The sequence below is a fragment of the Arthrobacter sp. HY1533 genome (genome assembly GCF_027568515.1).
Taxonomy (GTDB): domain Bacteria; phylum Actinomycetota; class Actinomycetes; order Actinomycetales; family Micrococcaceae; genus Specibacter.
This window is the reverse complement of record NZ_JANKZF010000050.1, coordinates 1-8,216: the sequence shown is the minus strand read 5'-3', so window position 1 is coordinate 8,216 and position 8,216 is coordinate 1. Positions and strand designations below refer to the sequence as shown.

Annotated in this window: 8 protein-coding genes and 1 tRNA gene; 8 read left to right on the top strand and 1 reads right to left on the bottom strand. The window is 64.3% G+C overall.

Translation table 11 applies throughout. The features are described from left to right. Positions 1-1,781: pyruvate dehydrogenase (acetyl-transferring), homodimeric type (gene aceE / locus PCK14_RS19170; protein WP_269940121.1), on the bottom strand; the 1,781-nt coding region annotated here is incomplete at its 3' end. A 308-nt stretch (positions 1,782-2,089) separates the two neighbouring features. On the opposite strand from aceE, the gene PCK14_RS19165 reads away from it, so the two are divergent. The 8 genes from PCK14_RS19165 to PCK14_RS19130 all read left to right on the top strand — a co-directional run bounded on the left by PCK14_RS19165 (position 2,090) and on the right by PCK14_RS19130 (position 8,182). Next, positions 2,090-2,509 carry a DUF3052 domain-containing protein gene (locus PCK14_RS19165; protein ID WP_269940120.1) on the top strand — a complete coding sequence of 140 codons (420 nt, stop codon included), beginning with the start codon at positions 2,090-2,092 and terminating at the stop codon, positions 2,507-2,509. Beyond that, positions 2,509-2,985, top strand: a complete 477-nt coding sequence (locus tag PCK14_RS19160) for a peroxiredoxin (protein ID WP_269940119.1) — start codon at positions 2,509-2,511, stop codon at positions 2,983-2,985. The genes PCK14_RS19165 and PCK14_RS19160 overlap by 1 nt, the downstream gene beginning before the upstream one ends. Before the next feature lie 3 nt (positions 2,986-2,988). Beyond that, the gene (locus PCK14_RS19155) at positions 2,989-3,921 is read left to right on the top strand and encodes an NAD-dependent protein deacetylase (protein WP_269940118.1); all 933 of its coding nucleotides are present in this window, start codon (positions 2,989-2,991) and stop codon (positions 3,919-3,921) included. A 70-nt stretch (positions 3,922-3,991) separates the two neighbouring features. Then, positions 3,992-4,067, top strand: a tRNA-Val gene (locus PCK14_RS19150). Positions 4,068-4,190: 123 nt separating this feature from the next. Continuing rightward, positions 4,191-5,087, top strand: a complete 897-nt coding sequence (locus tag PCK14_RS19145) for an exonuclease domain-containing protein (RefSeq protein ID WP_269940117.1) — start codon at positions 4,191-4,193, stop codon at positions 5,085-5,087. A gap of 50 nt (positions 5,088-5,137) precedes the next feature. Beyond that, a complete protein-coding gene (locus PCK14_RS19140) occupies positions 5,138-5,434 on the top strand; it encodes a hypothetical protein (RefSeq protein ID WP_269940116.1) in 297 nt (98 codons plus the stop codon). A 481-nt stretch (positions 5,435-5,915) separates the two neighbouring features. Next, positions 5,916-6,701 (top strand): IclR family transcriptional regulator, encoded by a 786-nt coding sequence (locus PCK14_RS19135; protein ID WP_333474371.1) that lies wholly within the window; start codon positions 5,916-5,918, stop codon positions 6,699-6,701. A 131-nt stretch (positions 6,702-6,832) separates the two neighbouring features. Then, entirely contained in the window at positions 6,833-8,182 is a 1,350-nt protein-coding gene (locus PCK14_RS19130; protein WP_269940114.1) for an MFS transporter, read from the top strand. Positions 8,183-8,216 lie beyond the last annotated feature (34 nt).

Sequence of the window (8,216 nt, the reverse complement as noted above, 5' to 3'; positions counted from 1 at the left end):
GCCACGGAACCGGCCTCGTTGATGCCGGCATGCACGATCTGCCCCGAGATGGACTCCTTGTACGCCAAGACCAGGTCGCGGTCCACGGAGAGGTAGTTCTGCCCGTTGGGGTTGTAGATCTTCGCGGTCGGGAAGAACGCGTCCATGCCGAAGGTGCGGGCCTCATCGGGGATGATCGGCACAATGCGCTTGCCGATGTTCGCATCCCGCATCAAGTCCTTGAGCAGCCGCACGAACGACATGGTCGTGGCGGCCTGCTGCTTGCCCGAGCCGCGGTTGGCGACCTCGTAGGTCTTGTCCCCGGGCATTTCCAGCTCGGTGTGCTTGCTGCGGCGTTCGGGCAGGAACCCGCCCAGGGCGGCGCGGCGTTCCATGAGGTACTGGATTTCCGGGGTGTCGGCTCCGGGGCGGTAGTACGGGGGACGGTACGGGTCCGCTTCCAGGGTCTCATCCGTGATGGGCAGGCGCAGGTGGGTGCGGAAGTCCTTGAGGTCCTGCAGGGTCAGCTTCTTCATCTGGTGCGTGGCGTTGCGCGCCTCGAAGTGCTTGCCCAGGCCGTAACCCTTGACCGTGTGGGCCAGGATCACCGTGGGCTTGCCCTTGAACTCGGTGGCAGCCTTGTAGGCGGCGTAGACCTTGTGGTAGTCGTGCCCGCCGCGCTTGAGGTTCCAGACCTCGTCATCGGAGAGGTCCGCGACGAGTTCCTTGGTCTGCGGGGTCTTCCCGAAGAAGTGCTCCTTGACGAAGCCGCCGGACTCGGCCTTGTACGTCTGGTAGTCACCATCGAGGGTGGTGTTCATGACATCAACCAGGGAACCATCGGTGTCCCGGGCCAACAGGTCATCCCACTCGCGGCCCCAAAGGACCTTGATGACGTTCCAGCCGGCGCCGCGGAAGAACGCTTCCAGTTCCTGGACGATCTTGCCGTTGCCGCGCACCGGGCCATCGAGGCGCTGGAGGTTGCAGTTGACAACAAAGTTCAGGTTGTCGAGCTTGTCGTTCGCGGCGAGCTGGAGCAGGCCGCGTGATTCGGGCTCGTCCATTTCACCATCACCAAGGAACGCCCAGACCTGCTGCTCGGAGGTGTCCTTGATGCCGCGGTTGTGCAGGTACCGGTTGGACTGGGCCTGGTAGATCGCGTTCATCGGGCCAATGCCCATGGACACGGTGGGGAATTCCCAGAACTCGGGCATCAGGCGCGGGTGCGGGTAGGAGGAGAGGGCGTGGCCTTCCTTGGAGCGTTCCTGGCGGAAGCCGTCCATGTCTTCTTCGGAGAGGCGGCCTTCCAGGAAGGCGCGGGCGTACATGCCGGGGGAGGCGTGGCCCTGGAAGAAGATCTGGTCCCCGCCGCCGGGGTGGTTCTTGCCGCGGAAGAAGTGGTTGAAGCCCACCTCATACAAGGTCGCAGCACCGGCATAGGTGGAGATGTGTCCGCCGACCCCAATGTCGGGGTGCTGGGAACGGTGCACCATGACGGCGGCGTTCCAGCGCAGCCAGGCACGGTACTTGCGCTCAATCTCCTCGTTGCCCGGGAACACAGGTTCCTGGTCAGCCGGGATCGTGTTCACATAGTCAGTGGTGGTGACCATGGGCACGCCAACACTCTGTGCGCCGGCCCGCTGCAGCAGGCTACGCATAATGAACTGGGCACGCTCCGTGCCACGTTCCTGAACCAGCGAATCCAGGGACTCAAGCCATTCGGCTGTCTCTTCCGGATCGCGATCAGGCAGCTGGTTAGTCAACCCGCTGAGGATATGGGAGTTCTGGTCTCCTGCAGCCACGTCCAACCTCTCTTAAAAGCAGTGTGGGGTGCCCATTGCTGTGGCGATGGGCGTGTGTAAACACTCTAGACCGCCCCTGCGGCTTGTGCGTAGCCAGCACTGCTGCGTGAAGTGCCGCCTGCCCCGTGCCCGCGCCACCCAACGGGGAGACGGGGCATGCCGGGTAATGCAAATCACAGCTGCGCAGCTGCCGCGGCGGTATGTTTGTTGCGAACCGCTGTTAAGTGGAGGCAATATGGCCTAACCCCCTAGACTGGGGTTACTGACCAACAAACCAACGCGCAAGCGTTGACCGCAGGAGGAAAAACGTGAGCGAGGCCGACGCCGGCACTGTTGCCAAGGTGGCAGGCAAATTGGGGTTCAAGGATGAGGATCTCGTCCAGGAGCTCGGATACGACGACGACGTTGATTTTGAGCTGCGGGACAGCATTGAGGAGCTCATTGGCTCCGAAATGCTGGACGAGGAGGACCACGACGTCGTTGACTACGTCATCCTCTGGTGGCGCACAGACGACGGAGACCTGGTCGATGCCCTGGTCGATTCGCTGACAACCCTTGACGAGGGCGGGATCGTTTGGATCCTCACTCCCAAGCAGGGCAGGGATGGTTACGTCCCGCCGTCGGACATCCAGGAGGCCGCACCCACAGCCGGCCTGCACGTCACCACCACCGCCGGCGTCTCCGCAGACTGGGCCGCAACCCGCCTGGTCCCGCGCAAGCGCCAGTAATGCACGACGGCGGCACCCGTCAGGGAGTCCAGCCCGGGGACATTGCCCCGGACTTTTCCCTGCCGAACCAGTTTGGCGAGCCCGTGGCCCTTTCGGGGCTGCGGGGCTCGGCCGTCGCCATTGTTTTCTATCCCTTTGCCTTTTCGGGGATCTGCACAGGTGAATTGTGCGAGCTGCGCGACAACATTGCCGACTTTGCCGCGGCGGGTGTGAAGCTGCTGGCCGTCTCGGTCGACACCAAGTACACGCTGCGGGCGTACGCGCGGGCCGAAAACTACGACTTTGACCTGCTGGCCGACTTTTGGCCGCACGGCGCGGTGGCACAGGCGTACGGAGTCTTTGACCCGGAACGCGGCATGGCCGGGCGCAGCACCTTCCTTGTTGATGCCAACGGTGTGGTTGCTGACGTCTTCAGCACCCCCACCGGGCAGGCGCGCCCGCTTGAGCGGTACCGCCAGGCACTGGAACGCCTCTAGCCCATGGACAGCGTCCGCCCGGGCATCGGTGAAACCGGATTCGTGCAGGGGACGCCCGCGTCCGGGGCGCCCCTGCCGCCGTCGGACCTCGAGGTCCTCGACCGGGTGGCGGGAATGCTGCACGGCAAACGGGCGGCGCTGCTGACCGGCGCCGGACTGAGCACCGACTCCGGCATCCCCGACTACCGGGGGCCGTCGTCCCCGCCGCGACAGCCGCTCAAGTACCAGGAATTCATGGGACAGCCGGAGCTGCGGCGGCGGTACTGGGCCAGAAACCACCTGGGCTGGGCCCACATGCGCCGCGCCGAGCCGAATGCCGGGCACTATGCCGCCGCCGCGCTGGAGCATGCGGGGCAGCTGACAGGCATCATCACGCAAAACGTCGACCGGCTGCACCAGGGTGCCGGTGCCAAAAACGTGGTGGACCTGCATGGGCGGTTCGACCAAATCGTGTGCACCGACTGCACCAACACGTACTCGCGGGCCTTTCTGGCCATGGTGCTGGAAGAGCTCAACCCGGGCTTTGTGGAGGCGGTGGAGGCCGCAGGCGGGGCCGCCGTGGGGCCGGACGCCGACGCCGGGCTGGACAGTGAGCTGTTGATCAGCAACTTCAAGGTGGCAAAGTGCCCGCTGTGCGGCGGCCTGCTCAAGCCCGATTTTGTGTTCTTTGGTGAAAACGTGCCCAAGGACAGGGTTGAGCGGTCCTTTGCCATGGTGGATGCCGCCGGCATCCTGTTGGTGGCGGGCTCCTCGCTGACGGTCATGAGCGGGCTGCGCTTTGTGAAAAAGGCGGCCAAGGATGGTAAGCCTGTGGTCATCATCAACCGGGGGACCACCCGTGGCGACGAGCACGCAACCGTGAAACTGGAGGCAGGCGTGGGGGAGTCCCTGGGCCGGCTGGCCGACCTTCTGGCCCCCGATTGGCGCAACAGCTAAATCATGATGTACAGTAGTTTCTCGTTGGTCAGGCCGACAAGCGCAAAGCTTGGAAGCAGGAACAGCAGATGGGTCTTTAGCTCAGCTGGTAGAGCGCCACGTTTACACCGTGGATGTCATCGGTTCGATCCCGGTAGGACCCACCAAGGAAATCCCCGCCATTGTGCACCGAAAGGTATGCAGCGGCGGGGATTTTTCGTTGCCGGATCCTTGGTCCGCGGACACCAGCCCAGGAACCAAACTGGCTGAAAACACCTGAGGGGGAGTGCGTGCAGGACATCTCATTCACTGCAATCGACTTTGAAACCGCCAACAGCTTCCGGGCCTCGGCCTGCGCCGTGGGCATGGCCAAGGTGCGGGCCGGCGTGGTGGTGGAGCAGGCCTCCTGGCTCATCAAGCCGCTGCCAGGCTACAGCGAGTTCCATCCGGTCAACGTGGGCATCCACGGCATCACCGCCGCACATGTGCGCGGCATGCCCGACTGGCGCGGCATCCACGGCCCCATGATGGACTTCATCGGCACTGACGCCCTGGTGGGCCACAACGTCAGCTTCGAGAAGTCAGTGATTTCCAAGGCCAACGAAGCCTGCGGGCTCCCGGCCCCGGCACAGGAATTCCGCTGCACCCTGAACCTGGCCAGGAAACACCTGGACCTGGATCACTACACACTCTCGGACGTTGTGGGGGCGTTGGCGCTGCCGGCCTTCAACCACCACGACGCCGGCGACGACGCCAGGGCCAGCGCCTTGATCGCGATTGAACTGGCCAGGCGCAGCGGGGCGGCACGCCTGGACGAGCTGTGGCCGGCGGCACCCAAGGCCAAGGTGCCCCATTACTATGCAGCCGGCTACACGCGCCGACTCGCCGAGCTGCCCAGGCCCAATGCCCAGGCCAACCCGTATGGGCCCCTGTTCGGGCAGACAATCGTATTTAGCGGCGACCTGGCCGGCATGCCCCGGGCAGAGGCGCAGGATGCGGCCGCGGCCAAGGGGGCAACCATTGCCAACGGCACCACCAAAAAGGTGACCCTGGTGGTGTGCGCAAACCACGATGCCGGCGGACCCGCCAGCGCCAAGGTCAAGCGCGCCCGGGAGCTCGCCGCCGCGGGGCAGGATATCCAGGTCATAGGGGAACTGGCGTTCCTGCGCCTGCTTGCCTTCAAGTAGCCGGAGCCCGCCACGCCTGGATGTCCGACCCCTTCCGTAGCGTACGGGGCATGAATCCCAGCAATGAAGAAGTCAGCGTCAAGACCGACCCGTCCGGCATGCCGCTGAGCGTGCACCGCAGCGGGCGCACGTGGGTTGTGGGGGCCGAACCCCTGCGCTGGTATGAGCGGACCACCTGGTGGCGTGACGCGCAGCGCATGCCCAAGGGCCAGGGCCGGATGGACGTCCAGGTGTGGCGCGTCCAGGCCAGGCTGGGGCGCAATGAGCGCAGCGAGCTGGTGACAATGGACCTGGAACGCGCCGGCGACGGCGGCCCGTGGCGCCTGCGGGAGGGGGTGGCCGCCTGAGCAAGCCGGGCCCGACGGGGCGCGGAGCGACGGTGGTTAAACTGAAAGGTTCCCCGCCACAGCTATTGGGGGACGCTGTGGTGGGGAACCAGTAATAAAAATATAACCTGCTGTTCTTCCAGATGCAAACTGACACACCAGATTTCCAGATACTTTTTTTGCGCGGTCCCCCAGTGGCCCGGAAGTGGCCCGGAAGTGGTCTGAAGTTTCAGTTGCGCGGGCCCGGAGCCTGGCTCGTGACGGGCGGCTTAAACTGGAGGACCCTCCACTGTGGCTATTGGGGGACGCCACAGTGGAAGGTCTGGAAAAAATATACATCGCGCGCCGGGAAAACACAAGACCGGACGTTCTACCTCCAAGAATGGCCAGTATGATGTAAATTGTCCACTGCAATGAACCGCTTGGCTCTTGCGGAACACCGGCCCGGGGAGCCCCTGGCCGCCTTCAGTGTCGAGGAATTTACGTGAGCGATATTCAAACCATGGCCGGCAAAAACGTTGAATCGCGGGGCCACGCCTCCCCGGCTCCGGCCGTGACCCGCGCGGCGGCAGTGCTTGAGGTTCTGGCTGAATCGGCAACCGGCCGGCTGACGCTCAGCGACCTGGCCCGTGAACTTGGCATTCCGAAGTCCTCCACCTCGAACCTTTTGCAGGCCCTCGAGGATGCGCAGCTGATCACCCGCCTTGGCTCCGACTATGCCCTGGGCGTGAAGCTCGTGGAGCTTGGTGCCGCCTACCTGAGCCGCCGCGATGAGGTTCGCGAGTTCTACCGCTTCTGCGAGGCGGCGCCTGTGCTTAGTGGCGAAACTGTCCGGATCGCCATGCTGGAGGGTGACAATGTCATCTACCTGGCCCGGCATGAGGGTCATCCGGCCGTCCGCCTCACCTCCAACATTGGCGACAAGATGCCCGTGACGCTGTGCGCCGTTGGCAAGGCCCTTGTGGCCAAGCTCCATGACCATGACCTGGAGCAGATCTTCCCTGATGACGCGCCGCTTCCTGTCATGACATCCAAGTCGCTGCGCACCGGCCGCGAGATCAAGGACCAGATTGCACAGATCCGGACGCAGGGCTACGCCTTCGAGGATGAGGAATCGACCCTGGGTGTGGTGAGCCTGGCCGTTGCCGTCCCCACGCGTGGAGCCCATGGCCCAAGCCTGGGCGTGTCGGTCACCGCGCTGAAGGCCACCTTCTCCGACTCCCAGCGCGATGCCATGGTGCGTGAACTCATGGATTTGTCCAAGATGCTGGGCAATCCGATGGGTTAGTGACGCAGGAAACATTTCCCCCTTGGCGAACCGTTCACTATGTTGTACTCTGGACAACAGAGTGAACGGCCTTCGGGTCTTTGTCGCACGCCTGGACCAATGGTGGTCCAGACAGTTTCAAGGGAGAATCAGTGACTGCACAGCCTTTACGCCCCGCCGCCGCCCCGCCGGAGGAGAAGGTGGATCCGGACCAGCTTCGCCGGGCCACACTCGCCAGCTCGGTTGGCTCGGCTCTTGAGTACTACGACTTTTACATCTACGGCCTCGCCTCGGCACTGATCTTCGGCCCCCTCTTCTTCGCGCCGCTGGGCGAGACAGGCGCCTTGATCGCCTCCTTCGCAACCTACGGCGTCGGCTTCGCCGCCCGCCCCTTCGGCGGACTCATCTTTGGCTACATCGGCGACCGCTTCGGCCGCAAGCAGGTCCTGTTGCTCACCATCGGCCTCATGGGCGGTGCGTCCTTCGCCATTGGCCTTCTGCCCACCTACGAGCAGGCGGGCATGGTGGGAGCCATCCTCCTGGTCATCATGCGCATTGTGCAGGGCCTGGGTGCCGGTGCCGAGCAGGCCGGGGCCACAACCCTCATCTCCGAGGTGGCCCCGCGCAAGCGCCGCGGCTTCTTCGCCGCACTTCCCTTCGTGGGCATCCAGGTGGGCACGCTGCTGGGCGCCGGAACCTTCGCGCTCCTTGGCATGGCACACCCCGAGGTCCTGGAAGGCTGGCTGTGGCGCGTTCCGTTCCTGGCCAGCATCCTGTTGATCGGTGTTGCCATCTACATCCGCCTCAAGCTCAAGGAGACCCCTGTCTTCCAGGAGCTGGAGAAGCACAAGAACGTCACCAAGAACCCGCTCGGCACGTTGTGGCGCACGTCCAAGAAGAACGTCCTGATCGGCATCGGCCTGCGCATGGGCGAAAACGGCAACTCCAGCATCTACTCCACTCTCCTGGTCGGCTTCATGGCCTCCAAGGGCGGGGTGTTTGAAGGGGACAAGTTCATTGGCCCCGTGGGCCTGCTGATCGCCGCGGGGTTCGCCGCCATCATGGTCATCTCCTTCGGGGCGCTGTCCGACCGCGTGGGCCGCGTCAAGGTCTACCGTTACGGCGCCCTGTTCCAGCTGCTCTTTGCCTTCCCGGCGTTCTACCTCATCACCCTGGGCCACGTCTGGCTTGTTTGGGCCGTCATGGTGGTGGGAATCTCCATCGGCGTGCAGTCAATGCTTGGGCCGCAGTGCGCCTTGCTCCCCGAGCTCTTCGGCGCCACCCACCGCTTCACAGGCGTCGCCATGAGCCGCGAAATCTCGGCTGTGTTTGCCGGCGGCTTTGCCCCCATGATCGGCTTTGCCCTGCTGGCTGCAACCAACCACTCCTGGCTGGTCCTGGCCGTGTATTCAGCACTCCTGGCCGGCATCTCCTTCTTCACCACGTTCGTCACCCCCGAAACCGTGGGCCGCGACCTGAACCTGGTCGAGGACGCCTCCTAACCCTGCAAGACCCCGGCGGCGCCTGCTTCGGCAG